Origin of the sequence: Pelomonas dachongensis, from assembly GCF_043555865.1 — a bacterium.
In the GTDB taxonomy this organism is placed as follows: Bacteria; Pseudomonadota; Gammaproteobacteria; order Burkholderiales; family Burkholderiaceae_C; genus Pelomonas; species Pelomonas dachongensis.
This window is the reverse complement of sequence record NZ_JBIGHY010000013.1, coordinates 1-20,463: the sequence shown is the minus strand read 5'-3', so window position 1 is coordinate 20,463 and position 20,463 is coordinate 1. Positions and strand designations below refer to the sequence as shown.

At 69.7% G+C, this 20,463-nt stretch carries 20 protein-coding genes and 1 pseudogene; 9 read left to right on the top strand and 12 right to left on the bottom strand.

Annotated elements, in window-relative coordinates:
- The first annotated feature begins 14 nt into the window (after positions 1-14).
- The 4 genes from lptF to ACG02S_RS23635 all read left to right on the top strand — a co-directional run bounded on the left by lptF (position 15) and on the right by ACG02S_RS23635 (position 3,624).
- Positions 15-1,112 (top strand): LPS export ABC transporter permease LptF, encoded by a 1,098-nt coding sequence (lptF, locus tag ACG02S_RS23650; RefSeq protein WP_394472962.1) that lies wholly within the window; start codon positions 15-17, stop codon positions 1,110-1,112.
- Positions 1,109-2,233, top strand: a complete 1,125-nt coding sequence (gene lptG, locus ACG02S_RS23645) for an LPS export ABC transporter permease LptG (protein ID WP_394472961.1) — start codon at positions 1,109-1,111, stop codon at positions 2,231-2,233. Before lptF ends, lptG begins: the two co-directional genes overlap by 4 nt.
- On the top strand, positions 2,233-2,601 hold the full coding sequence (locus tag ACG02S_RS23640) for a sirohydrochlorin chelatase (RefSeq protein WP_394472960.1): 369 nt from the start codon (positions 2,233-2,235) through the stop codon (positions 2,599-2,601). The genes lptG and ACG02S_RS23640 overlap by 1 nt, the downstream gene beginning before the upstream one ends.
- A gap of 78 nt (positions 2,602-2,679) precedes the next feature.
- Positions 2,680-3,624, top strand: coding sequence for a CysB family HTH-type transcriptional regulator (locus ACG02S_RS23635; RefSeq protein WP_394472959.1), 945 nt, complete (start codon positions 2,680-2,682; stop codon positions 3,622-3,624).
- Positions 3,625-3,642: 18 nt separating this feature from the next.
- Here ACG02S_RS23635 and ACG02S_RS23630 read toward each other — a convergent pair whose 3' ends face one another.
- On the bottom strand, positions 3,643-5,394 hold the full coding sequence (locus ACG02S_RS23630; RefSeq protein ID WP_394472958.1) for a type IV pilus assembly protein FimV: 1,752 nt from the start codon (positions 5,392-5,394) through the stop codon (positions 3,643-3,645).
- A gap of 112 nt (positions 5,395-5,506) precedes the next feature.
- On the opposite strand from ACG02S_RS23630, the gene ACG02S_RS23625 reads away from it, so the two are divergent.
- Together ACG02S_RS23625 and ACG02S_RS23620 are read left to right on the top strand one after the other, a co-directional pair.
- Positions 5,507-6,211, top strand: a complete 705-nt coding sequence (locus ACG02S_RS23625; protein ID WP_394472957.1) for a Crp/Fnr family transcriptional regulator — start codon at positions 5,507-5,509, stop codon at positions 6,209-6,211.
- A 70-nt stretch (positions 6,212-6,281) separates the two neighbouring features.
- Positions 6,282-7,355, top strand: coding sequence for a phosphotransferase (locus ACG02S_RS23620; RefSeq protein ID WP_394472956.1), 1,074 nt, complete (start codon positions 6,282-6,284; stop codon positions 7,353-7,355).
- A 24-nt stretch (positions 7,356-7,379) separates the two neighbouring features.
- On the opposite strand, the gene ACG02S_RS23615 is transcribed toward ACG02S_RS23620, so the two are convergent.
- Positions 7,380-8,051 carry a hypothetical protein gene (locus ACG02S_RS23615; protein ID WP_394472955.1) on the bottom strand — a complete coding sequence of 224 codons (672 nt, stop codon included), beginning with the start codon at positions 8,049-8,051 and terminating at the stop codon, positions 7,380-7,382.
- Between the two features lie 118 nt (positions 8,052-8,169).
- Here ACG02S_RS23615 and ACG02S_RS23610 point away from each other — a divergent pair, with 118 nt between their 5' ends.
- Positions 8,170-8,862, top strand: a complete 693-nt coding sequence (locus tag ACG02S_RS23610; RefSeq protein ID WP_394472954.1) for a glutathione S-transferase C-terminal domain-containing protein — start codon at positions 8,170-8,172, stop codon at positions 8,860-8,862.
- Positions 8,863-8,866: 4 nt separating this feature from the next.
- Here the strand turns inward: ACG02S_RS23610 and soxA are convergent, their stop codons facing one another.
- The 8 genes from soxA to ACG02S_RS23570 form a co-directional block, all read right to left on the bottom strand.
- The gene (gene soxA / locus ACG02S_RS23605; protein WP_394472953.1) at positions 8,867-9,598 is read right to left on the bottom strand and encodes a sulfur oxidation c-type cytochrome SoxA; all 732 of its coding nucleotides are present in this window, start codon (positions 9,596-9,598) and stop codon (positions 8,867-8,869) included.
- Complete coding sequence (locus ACG02S_RS23600; protein WP_394472952.1) at positions 9,595-9,918, bottom strand: thiosulfate oxidation carrier complex protein SoxZ; 324 nt, start codon at positions 9,916-9,918, stop codon at positions 9,595-9,597. Before ACG02S_RS23600 ends, soxA begins: the two co-directional genes overlap by 4 nt.
- On the bottom strand, positions 9,918-10,328 hold the full coding sequence (locus ACG02S_RS23595) for a thiosulfate oxidation carrier protein SoxY (RefSeq protein WP_394472951.1): 411 nt from the start codon (positions 10,326-10,328) through the stop codon (positions 9,918-9,920). The genes ACG02S_RS23600 and ACG02S_RS23595 overlap by 1 nt, the downstream gene beginning before the upstream one ends.
- Positions 10,325-10,687, bottom strand: a complete 363-nt coding sequence (soxX, locus tag ACG02S_RS23590) for a sulfur oxidation c-type cytochrome SoxX (protein ID WP_394472950.1) — start codon at positions 10,685-10,687, stop codon at positions 10,325-10,327. Before soxX ends, ACG02S_RS23595 begins: the two co-directional genes overlap by 4 nt.
- Before the next feature lie 161 nt (positions 10,688-10,848).
- Positions 10,849-13,050: a xanthine dehydrogenase family protein molybdopterin-binding subunit gene (locus ACG02S_RS23585; protein ID WP_394472949.1), complete on the bottom strand. Its 2,202-nt coding sequence runs from the start codon at positions 13,048-13,050 to the stop codon at positions 10,849-10,851.
- A complete protein-coding gene (locus ACG02S_RS23580; protein ID WP_394472948.1) occupies positions 13,047-13,541 on the bottom strand; it encodes a (2Fe-2S)-binding protein in 495 nt (164 codons plus the stop codon). The genes ACG02S_RS23585 and ACG02S_RS23580 overlap by 4 nt, the downstream gene beginning before the upstream one ends.
- 194 nt (positions 13,542-13,735) lie before the next feature.
- A complete protein-coding gene (locus ACG02S_RS23575; RefSeq protein WP_394472947.1) occupies positions 13,736-15,310 on the bottom strand; it encodes a phytase in 1,575 nt (524 codons plus the stop codon).
- Positions 15,310-17,781, bottom strand: coding sequence for a TonB-dependent receptor (locus ACG02S_RS23570; RefSeq protein WP_394472946.1), 2,472 nt, complete (start codon positions 17,779-17,781; stop codon positions 15,310-15,312). Before ACG02S_RS23570 ends, ACG02S_RS23575 begins: the two co-directional genes overlap by 1 nt.
- Positions 17,782-17,961: 180 nt before the next feature.
- Between ACG02S_RS23570 and ACG02S_RS23565 the strand changes: the two genes are divergently transcribed.
- Positions 17,962-18,852, top strand: a complete 891-nt coding sequence (locus ACG02S_RS23565; RefSeq protein ID WP_394472945.1) for a GGDEF domain-containing protein — start codon at positions 17,962-17,964, stop codon at positions 18,850-18,852.
- Positions 18,849-19,859 carry a helix-turn-helix transcriptional regulator gene (locus tag ACG02S_RS23560; protein WP_394472944.1) on the top strand — a complete coding sequence of 337 codons (1,011 nt, stop codon included), beginning with the start codon at positions 18,849-18,851 and terminating at the stop codon, positions 19,857-19,859. Before ACG02S_RS23565 ends, ACG02S_RS23560 begins: the two co-directional genes overlap by 4 nt.
- A gap of 13 nt (positions 19,860-19,872) precedes the next feature.
- On the opposite strand, the gene ACG02S_RS23555 is transcribed toward ACG02S_RS23560, so the two are convergent.
- Positions 19,873-20,160 (bottom strand): hypothetical protein, encoded by a 288-nt coding sequence (locus ACG02S_RS23555; RefSeq protein ID WP_394472943.1) that lies wholly within the window; start codon positions 20,158-20,160, stop codon positions 19,873-19,875.
- A gap of 106 nt (positions 20,161-20,266) precedes the next feature.
- Positions 20,267-20,463: pseudogene (locus ACG02S_RS23550) on the bottom strand (hypothetical protein); the annotation flags it as partial.

The window sequence follows — 20,463 nt, the reverse complement described above, 5'->3', positions numbered from 1 at the left end:
TAGAAGTGCGATTGATGTTATTCGATTCGTCCACGCGGTCAGAGTTGGCCAAGAGCTTCGGCGTCACGCTGGTGGTCATCCTTACCATCGTGCTCACGTCCACGTTGATGCGCACGCTGGGCCAGGCCGCAGGCGGCAACGTGGCGCCGCAGGACGTGGTGCTGCTGCTCGGCTACGCCACCATTGCCTACCTGGCGCCGATGCTGACGTTGTCGCTGTTCGTGTCCATCGTCGTCACGCTCGGCCGGCTGTACCGCGAGTCCGAAATGACGATCTGGTTCGCCAGCGGCATCCCGTTGTCGCGCTTCGTGCGGCCAGTGTTGTACATGGCCTGGCCGGTGCTGCTGGCCGTCGTCGTGCTGCAGCTGCTGGTGTGGCCCTGGGGCAACCAGAACAGCGCCGAGCTGAAGGACCGCTACCAGAAGCGCAGCGACCTGAGCCGCGTGACCCCCGGCCAGTTCCAGAGCTCGCGCGACGGCAGCCGCGTGTTCTTCATCGAACGCGATGGCAACGACCCCGCCACAGGCCGCAATGTCTTCATCCTCGGCAACGAGAACGAGCGCGAGTCGGTGACCACCGCCTCGCGCGGCCGGCTGCTGATGGAGGGCGACGACCGCTTCCTGGTGCTGGACCACGGCCAGCGCAACGAGACCAACGGCAAGAGCGGCGAAAAGAGCCTGGCGCGCTTCGAGCAGTACAAGGTGATGACCGACACCCAGGTGCTGTCCGGCGCCAGCCAGCTGCCGCCCAAGGCCCTGCCGACGCTGGACCTGCTGCGCACGCCGACGCCCAAGAACCTGGGCGAACTGGCCTGGCGCCTGGGCATGATCCTGGGCGGCATCAACATGGCGCTGCTGGGCGTGGGGCTGTCGGCGTCCAACCCGCGCCGCGCCAACAACTGGAACCTGCTGTTCGCGCTGCTAGCCTTCATCATCTACTTCAACCTGATCAACCTGTCCCAATCCTGGGTGGCCAACAGCCGGGCTTCCCTGCCCCAGGCGCTGCTCAGCCTGCATGGCGGCGTGCTGCTGCTCGCGCTGGCCATCGTCTGGCTGCGCGACAACGGCAACCGCTTCTGCCTGCGCCGGCGGCTGGCGGGAGCTTCTGCATGAAAACAGTCCGCCGCCTGCTCTACAAAGACATCGTCGGCTCCGTGCTGCTGGTCGCCTCCGCCTTCCTGTCGCTGTTCTTCTTCTTCGACTTCGTCGACGAGCTGGAGCGCATGAACCGCATTGGTGCCGGCGCGGCGAAGGCGGCGCTGCTGGCGCTGATGGAGCTGCCCGGGCATTTCTACGAGCTGTTCCCCATCGCCGTGCTGATCGGCTCCATCCTGGCGCTGGCGCGGTTGGCGCAGAGCAGCGAGTTCACCATCCTGCGCACCGGGGGCCTGGGGCCGGCGCGGGCGCTGAGCCTGTTGGCTGGCCTGGCCGCGGTGTTCGCGGTGCTGACCTTCGTCATCGGCGACTACGTGGCGCCACGCTTCGAGCGGGAGCGCGACACGCTCAGCGCCCATCTCGGCAAGGACCCGGGCGCCGGCAAGCGCGGCGCCTGGCTGAAGGACCACCTGAAGGTCGACGGCGAGGAACGCAGTTATTCCGTCAAGGTGGGCCGTGTCGGCAGTGGCGGCGAGTTGGAAGACGTGCACATCTACGAGTTCGATGCCAAGGGCCGATTGATGTCGCGCACCGATGCAGGCAAGGCGGACGTCGACGGCCGGGGCATATGGCACCTGCAGCAGATCCAGCGGACGATATGGAGTTCGGGAGACACGACCACCAGCGGCGTTGGCGACGTGGTCATCAGCGAGCAGAAGCTCGACCGGCTGAACTGGCAGAGTTCGCTGCATGCCGGCGTCATCGCGGCGGCCGTGCTGCCGGCCATGTCCATGTCCACGCTCGAGCTGTACCGCTACACCGAACATCTGTCGGCGCAAGAACAGTCGGCGCAGGCTCACAACATCCAGTTCTGGCGCAAGGCCTTCTATCCGTTCGCCTGCTTCGTCATGGTGGCGCTGGCGCTGCCGTTCGCCTACCTGCACGGCCGCTCGGGCGGCATCAGCATCAAGGTGTTCGGCGGCATCATGCTGGGCATCAGTTTCGTGTTGTTGAACGAGCTGTCACGGCATCTGGGCCTGCTGAAGAACTGGACTCCCTGGGCCGTGGCCGCCACACCCAGCCTCCTCTACCTGGGCTTGTCGATGGCAGCCTTCACATGGCTCGTGCGCTTCCGATGATGGACGGTCTGCTTCTCTTCGCGCACGGTGCGCGCGACCCCGCCTGGGCACGGCCGTTCGAGATCGTGACCGAACGACTGCGCGCTGCGCAGCCGGCCACGCCGCTGGCGATGGCGTATCTCGAGTTCATGTCGCCCGACATGGATGAGGCTGCCGCGAAGCTCGTGGCCGCCGGCTGCACGCGCGTGCATGTGATGCCCCTGTTCCTCGGCACGGGCGGCCATGTGCGGCGCGATGTCCCGCTGCTGCTGGACCGCCTGCGGGAGCGGCACGGCGATGCCGTGGCGTGGGTGCTGCACGCGCCGCTGGGCGACCAGGATGCCGTGCTCCATGCCATCACCCAGGCCTGCCTGAGGGTCCTCGAATGAACTGCCCTCACGCTCATCCCGTTCACTGCCTCGCGAGCGGGCGCTTCAGCGACTCCGCAACGCCCGAGCGCCTCTGACATGAACCTGCACCAATTCCGCTTCGTCCAGGAAGCCGCGCGCCGCAACCTCAACCTGACCGAGACGGCCAAGGCGCTGTTCACGTCGCAGCCGGGCGTGTCCAAGGCCATCCTGGAGCTGGAAGAAGAGCTGGGCATCGACATCTTCTCGCGCCACGGCAAGCGGCTGCGCAGCATCACCGAACCCGGCCAGCAGGTGCTGGCCTGCGTCGAGATCATCATGCGCGAGGTCGGCAACCTGAAGCGCATCGGCGAGGAGTACTCGCGCCAGGATAGCGGCACCTTCTCCATCGCTACCACCCACACGCAGGCCCGCTACGTGCTGCCAGCACCGGTCGCGCAGTTGCGCAAGCAACTGCCCAACCTGCGCATCAGCCTGCACCAGGGCAGCCCCGACCAGGTGGCGCGCATGCTGATCGACGAGACCGCCGACCTTGGCCTAGCGACCGAGTCGCTGGCGCAGTACAGCGAACTGGTCACGCTGCCCTGCTACGAGTGGCAGCACGTGATGGTGGTGCCGCGCGACCATCCGCTGGCGGCGGCCGAGCGCATCAGCCTGGAACAGCTCGCCGGCATGCCGCTGGTGTCCTACCACCCCAGCTTCACGGGTCGCACGCGCATCGACAAGGCCTTCGCCGCGCGCCACCTGACGCCCAACGTCGTGCTGGAGGCCATCGACTCGGACGTCATCAAGACCTATGTGCGCCTGGGCATGGGGGTGGGTATCGTGGCCGAGATGGCGATGCGCGAGGAGCCCGCCAACAGCGACCTGGTGGCCCGGCCGCTGGGCACGCTGCTGGGCAGCAACGTGACGCGCGTGGCATTCAAGCGCGGCGCCTACCTGCGCAATTACGTGTACGCGTTCGCCGAGCTGCTGTCCGAGCGACTGCCGCGCAAGCTCATCGATAAGGCCATGAGCGGCGAGGCCGACGACTTCGCCCTTTGACCCCCGCGTCGACCAGCGTCAGGTCTGGTCGCCGAACTGCGAGTCCAGCGGGAGCATGAGGTCCACGCCGTCGCTGCGCTGACCGGCCTCGAAGAGGTCGCGCGCCACGCTGTACAGCAGCAGCAGGTCGCCGTAGGCCGGCAGCTCGAACTGCTGCACACCAGGGCCGCCGCCGCGCGCCAGCAGGTCCTGCAGCATCTGCATCGACGCCGACGGTTCTGACCACACCACCTGCAGGTGCGCGATGACGCTGGCACAGCCGTCCAGCCCGCGGCCACGCGCCTGGCTCTGCGCCCACGAGGGCGCGGGCGCCCTCACCTGCTGCTCGAACTGCCGCGCCAGCTCGGCGAACGCGTCCGGCTCGCCGCGCCGCTGACACGTGTCCATCAGCATCAGCAGCGGCAACGGCCCCAGCGAGCCGCGCTTGAGCCTGGCGGCCAGCAGATCGGCAGCGGCGTCGTGCTGGCCCAGAAGGTTCAGGAAATCCACCTGCTGGCACAGATCCAGCAGCTCGTCCGCCACGGTCAGTTCCTGCGCCAGCGTCGGCGCCACGGAGGGATGCACCGGCATGGGTCGCGTGGCCAGCATCGACGAATCGAGGGGCCCGGCAACGGGCACATCCACCTGCGTCGGGACCGACCAGGCCATCGGGCGCGGCTGCGGACGCGTGACCGTGTGTTGGCCTTCGTCCGGCAGCGACACCGGATCGGCCCACACCTGCGGCGCGATCCCCGGCGATGGCGACGCTGCCGGCGCCATGGCCGCGCTGGTATGCCCTTCGGCCACCTGAACGGATCGCTGGTACGTCAGCTCGCGGCGGCGCCGCTCGTCCCGCCAGCGGCTGAGGTGATAGGCGCCGGCCCCCGCCACGAGACCCACGCCCAAGGTCCACAACCAGGTCCATGGATCGCGATAGGGCGCTGGGGATGCCGGCGCTTGCAGGAGGGGCGCGCGTGCCACCGGCGCCGCCTCGGCTACAGCCGAAGCGGGCGCTGGCGCCGCCGCGGATGCCGCAGCAGATGCCGCAGCCAGGGCAGCTTCGGCCCGCAGGCGCGACTCCAGCCCGGCGCGCAGTGCCGCCACGGTCTGCTCCAGCGCGGTGATCTGCGCTTCCAGCTCGGGGGTCACGTCGCTCGCCGGCTCGCGGGCCGCGGCCTGCACGGTGGGTCGGTCGACCAGCACCTCGGGGCGCTCCAGCACAAGCCGCGGGCCAATGGAACGGCGCTTGGCCTGCACCTTGGGGCGGGACGCCGCCGCAGCGCGCGGCGCCGGAAGCTGCGGCCGCGGTGCCTCTGCCACCGGTTCAGCGATCACCGCTGCAGGAGCCGGCGCAGCAGCAGACGGCAGGGCCACCGGCGCGGATGGCGCCACACCAGCAGGCGGATCGACGAAGGCGTTGAACTCGCGGGTCAACCGCAGCGGGCAACCCAGGGCCAGCGTGACGCGCAGCGCCGGTTCCTCGATGCGCGCCAGGCTCTGCACGCGGATGCGTTGCTGGCCGGACTCGCCTTCGATACGGACCTGCAGCAGGCCGGCCGGCACGCGGGCATCGCCGGCCGACACCTCGACGCGCGCGCACGCCTCGGTCAGCGTCTCGCCGGGAGAGAGGTTCAGCGCGATACTGACGTCCAGCGGTTGGCCCAGGGCGGAGCTCACCTGGGGGCGCCCCACTCCCAGTGCCAGCGCGGCCTGCGCCGCAAGGCCCAGACACAAGGCCAGCGCCGGCGCACGGGCAGTCAGCAATGTCGGGCGCGGGGCCTTGAAGGGCATCGGCTGCTGGCGGCTTGAGATTCGGTTGAACGCGGGGCGGCAATCACTGCGGTTCACTCTAGCATGCACGTTTCGACGGGCGCCACGGTACCCGGCACAATCGTCCGCCAGCATGAACGCACTCAGCCTCACCCCCGAAGAACGTCAGCAGATCGACCAGGGCCCCTGGTTTTCCAAACTGTCAGAGCCGCTGCGCAACGACATCCTGCAGCGCGCCTTCGTGCGCCGGCTGGCCGACGAGACCATGCTGTCGCATCGCGGCGAGCCGGCCGAGGAATGGTCGGCCGTCGTCAAGGGTGCCGTGCGCGTCAGCTCGGTGTCGCTTGCCGGCAAGCAGATCTCGCTGACGTACGTCGAGCCCGGCACCTGGTTCGGCGACATCGCGCTGTTCGACGGCCTGCCCCGCACGCACGACGCCTACGCCCATGGCGAGACCACGCTGCTGTGCGTGCGCAAGGCCGACTTCCGCGCTCTGCTGGCCGCGCACAGCGAGCTGTACGACGCGCTGTTGCGCCTGAACTGCCGCCGTCTGCGGCTGATGTTCGACATGATCGAGGATCTCAACACCCGCCCGCTGGCCGCGCGGCTGGCCAAGCAAGTGCTGCTGCTGGCGCGTTCCTACGGCGTGCAGGAGGGCGACGAAGTCCGCATCGGCCTGCAGCTGGCGCAGGAAGACCTCGCGCAGCTGCTGGGTGCGTCGCGCCAGCGCGTCAATCAGGAGCTGAAGGCTTTCGAGCGCGAAGGCGCCGTGCGCGTGGAGCCGACCCGGCTGGTCGTTCTCAGCAAGGACAAGCTGCTGGCGGCAGCCGCGCGCTGACGCTGGCGCGACACGGCGCGCAAGAGCCGGCTCGCAGAATGGAAAGTTCACGTCCAACAGAACGATCTCCATGGAAGCATTCACCGGCACCCGTCCCGTCTCCCAGCCCGTCGACCTGCCGTCGCTGCAAGCCTGGCTGGCCGCACACGTGGACGGGTTCACGGGCCCGCTGTCGATCGAGCAGTTCAAGGGTGGCCAGTCCAACCCGACCTACCTGCTGACCACGCCTGACGCGAAATACGTGTTGCGCAGCAAGCCGGCGCCGGTCGCCAAGTTGCTGCCGTCGGCCCACGCCATCGAGCGCGAGTTCCAGGTGATGCACGCGCTGGCCGGCACCGCCGTACCGGTACCGGCGATGCGGGCCCTGTGCGAAGACGAGTCCGTCATCGGCCGCGCGTTCTTCGTCATGGAATTCATGCCGGGCCGCGTGCTGTGGGACCAGAGCCTGCCGGGCATGTCCAACGCAGAGCGCGCAGCTCACTACGACGAGATGAACCGCGTCATCGCGGCGCTGCACCTGGTCGACTTCCAAGCCGCCGGGCTGGAGGGCTATGGCAAGCCCGGCAACTACTTCGAGCGTCAGATCGGCCGCTGGAGCAAGCAGTACCTGGCCTCGGTCACGGAACCCAACCCGGCAATGGACGCGCTGCTGGCTTGGCTGCCGGCGCACATCCCGGCATCGGCGCGCGATGAGCGCGAGGTGTCCGTCGTGCATGGCGATTACCGGCTGGACAACCTGGTGTTTCACCCCACCGAGCCGCGCGTCATCGCGGTGCTGGACTGGGAGCTGTCCACGCTGGGCCATCCGCTGGCCGACTTCAGCTACCACTGCATGAGCTGGCACATCCAGACCTCAGGCGCCGCGCGTGGGCTGGGCGGCAAGGACATTGCCGCTCTGGGCATTCCGACCGAGCGCGACTATGTACGGCGCTACTGCGAGCGCACCGGCCGCCCCGATGTCGACGCCGTCATGGCTGACTGGAACTTCTACCTGGCCTACAACCTGTTCCGCATCGCGGCCATCGTCCAGGGCATCGCAAAGCGCGTGGAGGACGGCACCGCCTCCAGCGCCCAGGCCCGCGAGACGGCTGCATCCGCCCAGCCGCTGTCGCAACTGGCGTGGCGCTTCGCGCAGAAAGCCTGAAAGCCTGAAAGCCAGGAAGGCAGTTCAGCCCGCGTCGCCGGGCCGTGAGGAATGGGTCCAGGCGACCGACGTGGTGGTGGGCCAGGCGCCGGTTTCGGCAACGCGGTTGCTGACGCGCTGCGCTTCGCGAGCCGCGCATTCCACCAGCCGCACCAGCCCCTCGACGCGCGGCAGTTCGGCCTCGCTCATGGCCGTACGCAGGTACAGGTTGCCGCGCATGCACATCAGCACGAACGGGTGGCCGGGGGGCAGCAGGTCCTGGCTGGCCTGAGCCAGCGCGGCGCCCAGTTCGCTCTCCATCCAGGCATGGGCAAGCTCGCGCGTGACGCCCACCACGCCGTAACGCTGGCGCACGATCTGCAGGCTCGCGCCCTCGAACTTTGGGAACATCACCAGCCAGCGCATCTCTTCCGGCGTGTCGGTGTCGACGCGGGTCTTCAACGTGTCCGTGTAGGCCTCGAACACCTTGCTCTCCAGCTCTTCCATCAGATCGCTGCACAGCACCATCAGCTGCACGTCCGGGTGAAGTCCCAGCTCGCAGCGCAGCCGCAGTTCGGTACCCGGAAGGTAGCTGCGCTGCGACTCGCCCCATTCAATGCGCAACGGCCCTGGCACCGCCTGCGGCTGCTCGATCACGAAGCCCTGCCCTTCACGGGTCTGCGCGAACTCAGCGCCGCGGGCCTCGGCCCAGTCCATGAGGGGGCGCCAGCGTACGGCATTCGCCCGCGAGACGAGCCAGTTCTTGACCTGCTTTACCACCATGAGTCGACAGAAGTCTGAGAATCCACGAACCGATTGCTGACGGAGGCGACCAATGATCGAAGTGTATTCATGGCCTACGCCCAACGGGCACAAGGTGCACATCATGCTGGAGGAGTGCGGTCTCGCGTACCGGGTGCATCCCGTGGACATCGGTGCAGGTGATCAATTCACGCCTGCGTTCCTCGCCATCAGCCCGAACAACAAGATCCCGGCCATCACCGACCCCGATGGACCCGACGGTCGCCCCCTCTCGATGTTCGAGAGCGGCGCCATCCTGCTGTACCTGGCAGGCAAGACCGGCAAGCTGCTGCCGGCCGACGTGGCAGCCAAGTACGAGGTGCTGCAGTGGCTGATGTTCCAGATGGGCGGCGTGGGTCCTATGCTGGGCCAGGCGCACCACTTCCGCATCTACGCCCGCGAGAAGCTGCCCTACGCCATCGAGCGCTACACCAACGAGGCCAAGCGCCTGTATGCCGTCATCAACAAGCGCCTGGCTCACACCACGTACCTGGGCGGGACCGACTACTCCATTGCGGACATCGCCGTCTTCCCGTGGCTGCGCTCCTGGAAGAACCAGGGTGTCGAAATGAGCGACTACCCGCATCTGCGCGGCTGGTTCGACGAGATCGCCAAACGCCCCGCCGTGCAGCGAGGGCTGGAGGTGCTTGCCGGCGCGCGCAAGCCGTTGACCGACGACAAGGCCCGCGAGGTGCTGTTCGGCAGACGGCAGGTGGAACAGCGGTGAGCGCTCAGGGGCGCACGCCGGGCGGCTGCATCGCCATGCCCGCAGTGCGGCGGGCGAGGTGGACTTCCAGCGCCAGCAGCTCGCCGCTGTTCCACTCGGGCACGGTGGCACGCACGCCGCTGTAGCAGCCACGCAGCCGACGCTGGAGGCTGCCCAGCTGCTGCCACTCCAGCCGGTAGACCGGGTAATCGTCCACATGGCCTTGCGGGATGGTGCTGCCGCCCAGGCGCTGACCGGCGCGCTCGTCATGGCATTGCGCGCAGGACAGGTTCAGTGCGCCAACGCGCGTGGTGTACAGGCGCTGCCCCTGCGCGGCGGCCGCATCCAGCTCGGCCCCTCGTGGCGGCGCCAGCGGCAGCCCGCGCGACTGCTGCGCCACCAGCGCCGTCAGCGCCAGCAGAGGTTCGGCCTCGGGCGCCCAGGCCGGTTGCCGCTGGTGGCGCACGCGGCAGCGCTGGATGCGGCCGGGCAGGTTCAGAAGGCCGTCGTTGAACGCCGGATAGCGCGTCGCCACGCCCTGCAGCTGCTCCGGCTCGCCGTGGCAGCTGGCGCAAGACTTTGGTCCCTGCCCCCACAGGTCGCGGCCCAGCGCAAGGGCCAGTTGGGCCGGATGCTGGCTGGCGTCCGCCTGCAGCGTGCGCAGTGCGGCGCTCATGGTGTCGCGGCCGGAGCGCCGGGCGTCATCTGCCTGCGCCACTACGGCGAAGGCCACCAGCAGCAGCCAGGCCGCCTTCATGCGAACCGCAGCGCGCGCGTCTCGCGGTGCTCGAAGCCACGGTCGCCGCGCCAGACGAAGCTCAGCTCGCCCGGCCGCTCCGCGCGCATCCAGAAGCTCAGCCAGGGGTTGGCTGAGATCGCAGCGTACAGGTCGGCGGCGAACACCAGTTCGTCGCCCAGCCGGCACTCGAAGCGCCGCACCAGGTCACGCGGCAAGCGGGCGCCGTCGTCGCCGGTGCGGTAGCCGGTCTCCATGGGATGCGCGACCGTGGCGCGCACCTCGAAGGGCTCACCAGCCTTGATGGCGATAGGCAGCGTGATGACGGCGCGCGTGCTCATCAGGGTTCCACGCAGGCGGCCAGCGTCACGATGACCTCCACGGCAGTCTGCCAGCAGCGCCCGTCGGCCGCCTTAGCCACAGCCACGATGCGCTGGCTGCGCGCCAGCCGCATGCGCGTGCCGAACTCGGGCCGAGCGACCGAAGCGCCGAACGCCACGTGCACGACCTCCGGCTCGGGGTTCTGCGGCGTGAACAGGGCCAGGCCCACGACCGGCTCGCTGGCGGCCACGCGCACCGGCACGGCGTTGCCGTTCTCCACCAGCTCGGCGATCTCGATCTTCAGCACGCCCGGTGCAGGCTCGCTGCCCGCCCAGACGAGGATGGCGCCGCGCATCGCGTCGTCGCTGGCCTGCGCGTGGGGCAAGGCCGCGAACGCGGCAGCCGCCATGACCAGTTCTCGCCGTTTCATGGCGCCAGTGTGCCGAGATAGGCCACGATGTCGTCCAGTTGCTGCTCGGTCAGCACCGCGCGGCCCCGCCACGCGGGCGCCACGTCCCGCAGGCCTTCGGTGGAGCGGAACGGCGGCATGACCGTGGCCGGGTTGAAGCGGCGCATGTCAGCGATGCGTTCCCGCAGCTCCGCGGGCTTGAGCCGCGCCGCAGACGCCAGCGACGGTGCCAGATTGCCCTGGTTGACGTCGCCAGCCGCCGTCAATGAATGGCACAACAGGCACAGGCTGGTGCTGCGGTCGGCCACCAGCGCGCGGCCACGCTCCACGTCGCCGGCGTGCGCGCCAGCGACGAACAGCAAGGCCGCAAGCGCACGCATCAGAAGCTGCGAACGTCCTCCGCGCGGCCGAGCAGACCGTCGCGGCGACGCCAATCATGGCGCAAAGCGGAGTCGCAGCGCGTGCTGCGGCGAGCATTTGCAACGCCGAGTGGCGGCGTTGCGGCGGGATGAGCGGGCGTGCGGGGGGCGTTCACAGCTTCTCAGAGCTTGTGCTTGGCCAGCGGCAGGTCACGGATGCGCTTGCCCGTCGCTGCAAAGATCGCATTCAGCACGGCGGGCGCAGCCACCGCGATGGTGGGCTCGCCCACGCCGCCCCAGAAGCCGCCCGACGGCATGACGATGGTTTCCACCGCCGGCATATGCGCCATCTTCAACACCGGGTAGGTGTCGAAGTTCTGCTGCTCGACACGGCCGTCCTTGATCGTGATCTCGCCGAACAGCGCCGCCGACAAGCCGTAGACGAAGCTGCCCTCCACCTGCGCCGCGATCTGCTGCGGGTTGACCGCGTGGCCGGGGTCGGTGGCGGCGACGATGCGATGGATCTTCAGCTCGCCCGTCTTGCTGACTGACACCTCGGCGCAGGCCGCCACGTAGCTGCCGAAGCCCATGATCTGCGCCAGCCCCAGATGCCGTCCTTTCGCGCGCGGCTTGCCCCAACCGGCCTTGGCCGCCACCGAGTTCAGCACGGCCAGGTGCTTCGGCGATGCGGACAACAGCTCTCGACGCAGCTCCAGCGGATCGCGCTTGGCGGCATGGGCCACCTCGTCCAGGAAGCACTCCAGGTAGATCGCGTTCTGGTTCAGGTTCACGCCGCGCCAGAAGCCCGGCGGCACCGGCGGGTTGCGCATCGCGTGGTCGATTAGCAGGTGCGGAACGGCGTAGCCCAGCGCGCCCTCGACGCCGCCGGCGCTGAGACCCTGGAAGACCGCCGGATCGCGGCCGTCGCGGATGTTCTGCGGGAACATGCCGGCCACGATGCTCTGGCCCGACACGCGCATGTGCAGCGCCGTCAGCTTGCCGGCGGCGTCCAGCCCTGCCGTCAGCCTGCACTGCGTGACCGGGTGGTAGCGGCCCTGCACCATGTCCTCCTCGCGGCTCCAGATCAGCTTGATCGGTGTGCCGGGCATCTCCTTGGCGATGGCCACCGCCTGGCGCACCCAGTCCTGCGTCCCACCGCGCCGGCCGAAGCCGCCGCCCAGGTGCAGCTTGTAGACCTCGCACTGCGCTGGCGGCAGGCCCGCCGACTCGGCCGTGGCAGCCAGCGCAGCCTCGCCGTTCTGAGTGGGCGTCCAGACCTCGCAGCGCTCAGGTGTCCATTTGGCGGTCGCGTTCATGACCTCCATGCAGGCGTGGTTCTGGTGCGGGTAGCTGTAAACGGCCTGGACCTTTCGCGCCGCCGCCGACAGCGCCGCGGTCACGTCGCCCTGGCGACTGCCCACGGCGGCTTCGGGTGCGTCCAGGCCTGCCTTGAGCGTGGCGGCCACGTCGGCGCTGCTGAGCGCGGCATTGGGGCCCTCGTCCCAGACGACGGTCAGCGCATCCAGCGCTGTCTTGGCGCGCCACCAGGTGTCGGCCACCACGGCCACGGCCGTCTCGCCGACGCGCACGACCCTCTTCACGCCCGGCCGCTTCTCCACTTCGCTCGCGTCGAAGCTCTTCAGCTTGCCACCGAACACCGGGCAGTCCTTGATCGCGGCGTTCAGCATGCCGGGCAGCTGCAGGTCCATGCCGTAGACCAGCGAGCCGTCCAGCTTGGGCCGCGTATCCAGCCGCTTCAGTGGCTTGCCGGCTATTCGCCAGTTCCGCGGGTCCTTCAGCTGGATGTCGGCCGGCGCCGCCAACTTGGCGGCCTCGGCGGCCAGCTGGCCGTAGCTCAGCTTCTTGCCCGCATGCAGCACCCAGCCGGCCTGGGTGGTGCATTCCACGACGGCGACGTTCCACTGGTTGGCCGCTGCCTGGATCAGCAGCGCGCGCGCCAGCGCACCACCCTTGCGCACGTACTCGTGCGAATCACGCATGCCCCGGCTGCCGCCGGTGCTCATGCTGCCCCACGCACGCTTACGCGCCAGGTTCTGGCCCGGCGTCGGGTACTCGGTCTTCACCCGGGCCCAGTCGCACTCCAGTTCCTCAGCCACCAGCTGCGCCAGGCCGGTCAGCGTGCCCTGCCCCATCTCCGAGCGCGCGATGCGGATGACGGTGCTCTCGTCCGGCAGCACCTGCACCCACACGTTCAGTTCGGGCGTGGCCGCCGCGTCCGACTGCGCAAGACCCGGCACGTGGAAGCCCACAAGCAGCCCGCCGGCCGCGGCCGACGTCTTGTGCAGGAAAGCTCTGCGAGAAAGCGTCATGACGGGCCGGCTTGGGGCGGCCCGGCGCTCGGCCCGCTTGGGATCGGCGCTCATGCCTGGCCTCCTTCGATGACGATGGGGATCTGCTTGCGCGTCAACCGCCCCGACGCAAGATGGATGGCGGCGCGCACGCGGTTGTAGGTGCCGCAGCGGCAGATGTTGGTCATGGCCGCGTCGATGTCGGCATCGGTCGGCCGGGGCTTGTCCTTCAGCAGCGCCGCGGCGGCCATCAGCATGCCGCTCTGGCAGAAGCCGCACTGCGGCACGTCCAGCGCCGCCCAGGCCTTCTGCAGCGGGTGGCTGGCGTCGGGAGACAAGCCCTCGATGGTGGTGATCTTCTGTGCCGGCGTGATCGCGGAGGCCGGCATCACGCAGCTGCGCATCGGCGCGCCGTCCACATGCACCGTGCAAGCGCCGCACTGCGCGACACCGCAGCCGTACTTGGTGCCCGTGAGGCTCAGCTGCTCACGCAGCACCCACAGCAGTGGCGTGTCGGCTTCCGCCTCGTACTGCACCTGCTTGCCATTGACCGTCAACTCCGCCATGCCTGATGCTCCCGTTCCGCCACCGTTGGCGGGCGTGAGCCTAGCAGGCCGCACGGCCGCGCGACAGGTGCCGCTTGCAGCGGCTCAACCGCAGCCGCAGCGGGCCGTCGTCCGGCGGCGTCTCGTCATCCGTCATGGCAATGCAGACCTTTCCGGGCGGGTTCTTCACCCGCGGTGAAAGGCTGCGCTCTAGGTCAGCGGGCCTGCACTGCCTTCTCCACGTCGCGCCACGGCACCAGCTTGAAGTTCTGCGGCCCGTGCGGCAGGCGCTTGTGGCCGTCCTGCACGACCAGCACGCCGTCGGCGTACGGGCCGCCCAGGTTGGCAGGCGTCAGGTCAAGGCCATCGGTCTCGGACACGCCGTCGATGCCCAGCGCCGCGTTCGTGCCGATGGCGAAGGTGCCGCGCTGCGCGAACGGCGGCCGGATGTCGTAGACGGCGAACGAGTCGCTGCCCTGCGACGACACCACCAGCCAGCCGCGCCCCGGGTGGATGGCGAGGCCTTCCACGTCCGGCATCAGGCCCGGGCCGGCGGTGATGACCAGCGCTGGCTTGCTGCCCTCCCCGCCCAGGTCGACGCGCCAGATGCCGCGTTTTTCCTCGCCGACGAACAAGGCCTGGTTCGCCTCGTCGACGACACAGCCTTCGGGCTGGCTGTCCAGCCGGAACTCGCCGACCGGCTCGACGTTCCAGGTCTTGCCTGCCAGCTTCAACCGCAGCCGCTGCACGCGCCCGTCCTTGTCGTTGGGAAACACGTCCAGCCCGCCGTCGGCATTGCGGCCCACGCAGACGCCGTAGATGTCGTCCAGCGTCGTCTTCAGCCGCGCCAGTTCGCTCACCCGCCCGCCCGGCGAGATGCCGAACAGCACCAGCCCGGCCTCGTCGCGCTGCGTGGCGACCGCCAGATCCAGCTGGCGGCCGCCGTAGACCAGGCCCTGGCGCAGGTCCACGTTGTTGATGCGGCCCACTGGCAGGAACTGACGCTCGCGGCCGTCCAGGCCGTAGACAGCCAGGCCGCGCTTCTTGTCGGTGGCGAGGATGAGGCTCTGCGCGCCGCGCGAGCGGTGCACCCAGATGGCCGGGTCATCGGCCGCGTCGCCGACCTCGCGCATCGGCTGGGTCTGGCCCATCGGCATCACGACCGGATGGCGCGCCGCCGGTGCCGCGGCCGGGTGTTCGGCCAGCCAAGCATCCAGACGCCCGTTCAGCGACTTCTCGCCCAGCTGCGGCTCCGCCAGCAGCAGGCGGCGGCCAGGCCGCTCGGCGTTGGCCGACAGCGCCCATAGGCCGACGCCCGGCTCGGCCACATACAGCGTCGCCTCACCATCGCGCACGCGGCAGGCGCTAGGCTCGAACGGCGTGGCCAGGCGCTGCACCGGCAGCGCACGCCGACCGTCGATCAGCCATTGCTCCGACAAGCCCTCGTTGCCCAGCAGGAACAGCTGCAGCAGGCCTTGCGCGTCGCGGTGCAGGCACAGCTGCTCCACCTCCAGCGCCGGCGCGGGCCAGGCGGCCTCGCGCTGCAGCTGGCCGGCGGCGGCGCGCCACAGCTCGATGCGGCCGCTGTCGGCGTCCTGCAGCACGGCGAACCGGCCATCGTCACTGCGCTGATCCATGTGCTTGGCGCGGATCGCGTAGCGGGCGAGCGTGCGGCCGGCGTCGTCATGCAGCTCCAACGCCGTCTTGGCCAGCACGAAGCGCTCAGCCTGCACGCCACCAGGGAAGGTCGCACAGGCAGCGAGTGCCAGGGTCAACAACAGGCGGTGCATCAGTTCAGGCTCCACTTCATACCCAGCTTGAAGCTGCGGCCATAACGCTCGTACTGCGCATTCTGGGCCGGGTTGGCCTGGTAGACGTAGTAGGCCTGGTTGGTCAGGTTGGCGGCCTCGAAGCTGACTTCCAGCTGCTTGCCGACCGCGTATTTCATCGAGAAGTCCAGCCGCTTCTGGCCATCCACGCGCAGGTCTTTGGCGGCGTCGAACACGTCGCGCACTTCCAGCAGGTAGGACGACTGCTGGTTCAGCGCCAGCCGCATGGACAGGCCCTGCCCCTCCCAACCGAGGCTGAGGTTGAAGCTGCGGTCCGACTGGCTGGGCAGGCTGATCTCGCGGCTCTTCCACACGCCATCTTCATACCCGCCGACGCGCGCCTTCGAGCGCACGAAGCTGGCGTTCGCGCCGACGATCAGGCCGTTGAACGGCGCCGGCAGGCTGCGCAGCGCCTGCGCGTACGCCAGCTCCACGCCGTGCAATCTGGCGCTGTCGCCGTTGGCGAAGGTGTTGACCTGGCCGAAGTTCTCCCAGCCCGGCGTGCCGGCCAGGTCGGTCTGGAACACGAAGTCGCGGATGCGCTTCGTGAACGCGAAGGCCGACAGCGTGCCGTCGCGGCCCAGGCCCTGCTCGACGCCGAAGTCCAGGTTTCGCGAGCGCAGCGGCTTCAGATTCGGGTTACCCAGCTCGGCCTCGTCGCCGTCCACCACCCTGCCGGGCGACAGCTGATCGAAGCTGGGCCGCACCAGCGAGTTCGTCAGCGCTGCGCGCAGCAGCAGCTGGCCGCCGAGGTCCTGACGCAGCAGTAGCGCCGGCAGCCAGTGGGTGCTGCGCGTGTCCACGCTGACCGGCTGCACGTCGCCGGCCACCAGGCCGTTGCCACGCGCCTTGAAGGTGATGCGCTCCATGCGCAAGCCGCCCAGCAGCTGGAAGCCGCCGCGCTCCCACGTCGCCTGCGCGTAGGCTGCGTCGACGTGCTCCTTGAGGTCAACGTCGCCAACCAGCGAATCCTCGTCATCACGCCCTTCGGCCAGGTTCACACCGCGCCTCAACGCGCGCAACTTGCCGGCATCGGCTGCGGGCCCGAAGCTGCCGCCCCACGGGTAGCTGACATTGCCGCCGCCGACCACATCGGCCAGGCTGGGTTCGCCCAACAAGTCGCTGTCCAGCTTGTAGGTCTCCTGCTGGTTGTCCTTGTGCCGGCGCGTGGCCTTGGCCCCGGCCTTGAGCTCCACGCCGTCGCCGCCCGCCACCTCGACGTTGCGCTTCAGGTCCAGCTTCAGATGACGCACATGGTCGCGGGCACGCGAGTCTTCCACCTCCACCTCGTCCAGCTCGTAGGCCGCTGCCTGGCGCAGCGCGCCAGGGCCTTGCAGCAGCGGACGACGGCTGTCGCTGAAGCCCAACCCGGAGAAGTCGGCTTCGAACTTGGCACCCGCCAGCCCCTCGGGCGTGCGCTCCTCGGCGCGGCCCATGCCGGCCTCGGCGCCGAGCTGCCAACCGGCGATGTCCAGGCTGCCGCCCAGCGCCAGCGAGGCGGTGCGGGCGGTCTCCTTGCGCGCCTTCAGGCTGCGCACCACGGTGCCGTCGCCCAGCTCGCCCGGCGCCTGCGCCTCCTCGAACTCGACGGCCAGCGCCTGGCGCTGCTCGTCGTCGGTGAAGCGGCTGGCAAAGCCGCGCAGGTAGAGCCGCTGGCCGGGCGCCGGGCGCCAGTCCAGACTCATCGCCGCGCCGGTGCGCGAGCGCAGGATGGTGTAGCGGCGCAGCTCCAGCTCTTCCAGCTTGCCATCATCTTCCCAGGCACCGCCGGTCTCGACGTTGTCGCTGGCAAAGCGGCGCTCGTCACGCGACACGGCGAGCGCCACGCCCAGCTTGCCGCCGGCGAAGCGGTCCGCGTAGGTTGCCCCCAGGCGTGGCTTTGTGGCGCCCAGGTTGGCGTCGTGGTTGGCGCCCAGGTCGATGCTGAGCAGACGGCCCTTCACGTCGAAGGCGGTCAGCGTGTTGACGCCCACGCTGCCTCCCAAGCTGCTCGCGTCCATGTCGGGCGTCAGCGTCTTGTGAACTTCCAGCGAGCGGATCAGCCCGGCCGGCACCACGTCCAGCCCCGGCGCGCGCCGGCCCGCCTCGGAGGCAGGCACGGTAGCGCCGTTGATGCTGATGGTGTTGTAGTCCGAGCCCAGACCGCGCACGCGCACGAAGCGGCCCTCCCCCTGGTCGCGCTCCAGCGTGACGCCCGGCAGGCGGGCTAGCGCTTCGGCCGCGTTGCCGTCGGGCAGCTGGCCGATGCCGTCGGCATGCACGACGCTGAGAACGCCCTGTGCCTCACGCTGCTTGTCCAGCGCCGACTGCAGGCTGGCGCGCTGGCCGGTGACGACGATGGTGTCGAGCTGTTCTGGCTTGGCCGCCGTCTGGGCCTGGGCGGCGAACGCGAGGCCCAGCGACAGGGCCAGCGGGAGTTTCTTGTAGTGCATGGCGGGGGGCAAAGTAGCGAAGTAGCGAATGGCCACCATGCTCGCGAGCCGCCATGGCGCCCGTTTGACAACACCGTCACAAACGCTGACCAGCGCAGCCGGCGCAGCGCACATGAGCCGTTGCGACTCCCCCGCCACCACTTCGCCACGCTGTCACACGCTGTTCATACGATGGCCGCCATGCCACGCCTGACTCTGCCCGCCGCCGTTGCCGACCGGCCGCTTCCGCTGCTTGCGCACGAGCTGTTCTACCCGCTGCTGGCCACGCTGGTGGCCGCGCTGGTGCTGGCCTTCGCAACGCTGGGCACGCTCAAGCCGCTGGCCGAGTGGCACTGGATGGACCTGGGCAGCGAAGGCGGCACGGCCGTCATGGTGGGCGTGTGGCTGGTCTACGTGCGCGGCAGCCGCCCAGCGGGCCGTGTGACGAGCTGGCTGGTGCTGGGCCTGGCGGCCATGCTCATTGGCGAGTGGGTGGACACGCTGGACGAGATCTGGCGCCTGCCCAAGGCCATGATCTGGGACAACGCGCTGGAGGCGCTGACGCCACTGGGCATGGCGCTGCTGACCGTGGGCCTGCACCATTGGCGCCAGGAGCAGCGGGTGCTGAACCGCCAGCTGGCGCAGCGCGAGCGATTCTTCCGCGACCACCGCGCCGTGGACCGCGTCACGCAGCTGGCCGATGCTGGCTACATGGCGCAGCAGATCCAGCTGCAGCGCGACCTGGGCCGCGCCGGCTGTGTCGCCATGCTGGGGCTGGACGGCTTCGACGGCTTCGTGCGCCAGCACGGCATCCAGGCCGCCGACCGCGCGCTGGAAGCCGCCGGCCTCACGCTGGCGCTGAACCTGCGCGACGGCGACCTGCTTTGCCGCTATGCGGGCGACCGCTTCGTCGTGCTGCTGCCCGACTGCGGCACGGCGGAGGGTGAGACACGGCTCAGCGAGCTGCAGGCCGCGCTGGCCGCGTTGAACCTGCGCCCCGGCAATCGCCTGCCCGTGCACACCACGCTGCGCGCCACCACCGGCACGCAGCCGCCCGAGCAGGTGCTACTCGACCTGCTGCAACAACCATGACGGCGCTGCAGTCCCAGCTTGACATGCTGCGGGGCACGGCACTGGCACTGCCGCCGTACGAGATCGACACCGATTGCCTGCCGGCGACCGACCATGCCGCGCTGCTGGCCGAGTTCGCACACCACCGCGGCATCGCCCTGCCGCGGCCGGCACAGCCGCTGATCTCGCCGCGCGAGTTGCTCAACCTGATCGCCCCGCTGCGCGAGGCCGGCGCCGACAGCGCCTTCGCACTGGGTCAGTTGCTGCTGCCCGGCCACTACGGCCTGGCCAGCCAGGCGCTGCTGCAGGCCGGCAACCTGGTCGACCTGCTGCAGCTGCTGTGCCGCCACGCCGGGCGCCTCACGCCGCTGCTGACGCCCCGGCTGCTGGTGGACGAGCGGGAGCTGATCCTCGTCTGGACCGACGCCTGCGGCCTGCCGGCCGGCCTGCGCGGTTTCGTCGTGGACCTGCACATGAGCGCCGTCGCCAGCCTGTGCGCATGGCGCGTGGGTCGGCGCCTGCCCTGGCGCTTCAGCTTCGACCGCACCGCGCCGCGCGACCGCGCCCAGCATGCGGTGCACTTGGGCACGGCCCTGCACTTCGGCTGCCAGGTGGACGCCATGCGGCTGCCGCTGGTGCAGGCCGACGTGCGCTGGCCGGCCGCACCGGGCGTGGCCGCGACCGCGCTGGCCCGCGAGGCAGACCCGCAGGCGCTGCGCCGCGGGCTGCTGGCGGGCTTGAGCGACCGGCTGCTCGCGCAGATCGCCGCGCCGCCCAGCCTGGAAGCGCTGGCGGCCGAAGCCGGCATGAGCCCGGCCACCTTCAAGCGCCGGCTGGCCCGCCATGGTACGCACTACCAGGCCGAGGTGGACCGCGTGCGCACGCTGGTGGCGCTCTACCTTCTGGGCCCGCGCGGCCAGGGCCGCGATGCGGTGGCGCAGGCGCTGGGCTATTTCGACGGCGCCAACTTCCGCCGCTCGTTCAAGCGCTGGACCGGCCTGGCGCCGGGCCAATGGGCCGCAGGCTGACCGAACTACAACTCTATTGCCGCCAGCCGCGCGCAGCCATGCAGCGCTTTTGCGCGCCGACGGCCTCCGCGCTGGCCTGGATGGCCTGGGTCTGCTCCAGCGCCGCGCAGGTCTGGCCGTCCATGCAGCTGCGGCTGCCGGCATTCATCATCTGGCCCAGTCGCGCCTGGCGCTGCACGTCGGCGTCGCAGGCGGCCAGATCGGCCTGCAGGTCGGCCTGAGGGTTCTTGGGGTTCACCCAGGCGGGCGTGGCGCAGGCAGCCAGCAGCAGGCTGACGCTCAGGAGGACTGTGCTTCTCATGCCGTCAGTAGAGCTCAAATCGGCATAGGGGGCCTCCAATCATCGGAGACGCCCCTGCCGCACCACCGGCATGCGGGTCCGCACCTGGCGGTTCGAGAGTTTGAGGTCATGAGAGGCGGGGTAGCCCCAATCGGTCGAACCGGGCGATGGTGAGCACGCTGTTGAGGGCCTTGCCGCTGTTTCTCCACCAGTGACGGCTGTTCGGCGCCACCCGTCTTGCAACCTGCGGTGGAGCCCCCAGACCAAGCAGTTCCCGGTAGATGGTGGTGCCGCATTTCCACTGTTTGAGTTGGAGGGTTCGCA

What these genes read in the sequence shown, in the direction of transcription:
- ACG02S_RS23575 (WP_394472947.1), bottom strand. Translation starts at nt 15,310, where the DNA reads ATGCACCGCCTGTTGTTGACCCTGGCACTCGCTGCCTGTGCGACCTTC.
- ACG02S_RS23615 (WP_394472955.1), bottom strand. Translation starts at nt 8,051, where the DNA reads ATGGACTGGGCCGAGGCCCGCGGCGCTGAGTTCGCGCAGACCCGTGAA.
- soxX (WP_394472950.1), bottom strand. Translation starts at nt 10,687, where the DNA reads ATGCGTGCGCTTGCGGCCTTGCTGTTCGTCGCTGGCGCGCACGCCGGC.
- ACG02S_RS23620 (WP_394472956.1), top strand. Translation starts at nt 6,282, where the DNA reads ATGGAAGCATTCACCGGCACCCGTCCCGTCTCCCAGCCCGTCGACCTG.
- soxA (WP_394472953.1), bottom strand. Translation starts at nt 9,598, where the DNA reads ATGAAGGCGGCCTGGCTGCTGCTGGTGGCCTTCGCCGTAGTGGCGCAG.
- ACG02S_RS23570 (WP_394472946.1), bottom strand. Translation starts at nt 17,781, where the DNA reads ATGCACTACAAGAAACTCCCGCTGGCCCTGTCGCTGGGCCTCGCGTTC.
- ACG02S_RS23640 (WP_394472960.1), top strand. Translation starts at nt 2,233, where the DNA reads ATGGACGGTCTGCTTCTCTTCGCGCACGGTGCGCGCGACCCCGCCTGG.
- ACG02S_RS23625 (WP_394472957.1), top strand. Translation starts at nt 5,507, where the DNA reads ATGAACGCACTCAGCCTCACCCCCGAAGAACGTCAGCAGATCGACCAG.
- ACG02S_RS23600 (WP_394472952.1), bottom strand. Translation starts at nt 9,918, where the DNA reads ATGAGCACGCGCGCCGTCATCACGCTGCCTATCGCCATCAAGGCTGGT.
- ACG02S_RS23580 (WP_394472948.1), bottom strand. Translation starts at nt 13,541, where the DNA reads ATGGCGGAGTTGACGGTCAATGGCAAGCAGGTGCAGTACGAGGCGGAA.
- lptG (WP_394472961.1), top strand. Translation starts at nt 1,109, where the DNA reads ATGAAAACAGTCCGCCGCCTGCTCTACAAAGACATCGTCGGCTCCGTG.
- ACG02S_RS23560 (WP_394472944.1), top strand. Translation starts at nt 18,849, where the DNA reads ATGACGGCGCTGCAGTCCCAGCTTGACATGCTGCGGGGCACGGCACTG.
- ACG02S_RS23585 (WP_394472949.1), bottom strand. Translation starts at nt 13,050, where the DNA reads ATGAGCGCCGATCCCAAGCGGGCCGAGCGCCGGGCCGCCCCAAGCCGG.
- ACG02S_RS23630 (WP_394472958.1), bottom strand. Translation starts at nt 5,394, where the DNA reads ATGCCCTTCAAGGCCCCGCGCCCGACATTGCTGACTGCCCGTGCGCCG.
- ACG02S_RS23555 (WP_394472943.1), bottom strand. Translation starts at nt 20,160, where the DNA reads ATGAGAAGCACAGTCCTCCTGAGCGTCAGCCTGCTGCTGGCTGCCTGC.
- ACG02S_RS23565 (WP_394472945.1), top strand. Translation starts at nt 17,962, where the DNA reads ATGCCACGCCTGACTCTGCCCGCCGCCGTTGCCGACCGGCCGCTTCCG.
- ACG02S_RS23610 (WP_394472954.1), top strand. Translation starts at nt 8,170, where the DNA reads ATGATCGAAGTGTATTCATGGCCTACGCCCAACGGGCACAAGGTGCAC.
- ACG02S_RS23635 (WP_394472959.1), top strand. Translation starts at nt 2,680, where the DNA reads ATGAACCTGCACCAATTCCGCTTCGTCCAGGAAGCCGCGCGCCGCAAC.
- ACG02S_RS23595 (WP_394472951.1), bottom strand. Translation starts at nt 10,328, where the DNA reads ATGAAACGGCGAGAACTGGTCATGGCGGCTGCCGCGTTCGCGGCCTTG.
- lptF (WP_394472962.1), top strand. Translation starts at nt 15, where the DNA reads ATGTTATTCGATTCGTCCACGCGGTCAGAGTTGGCCAAGAGCTTCGGC.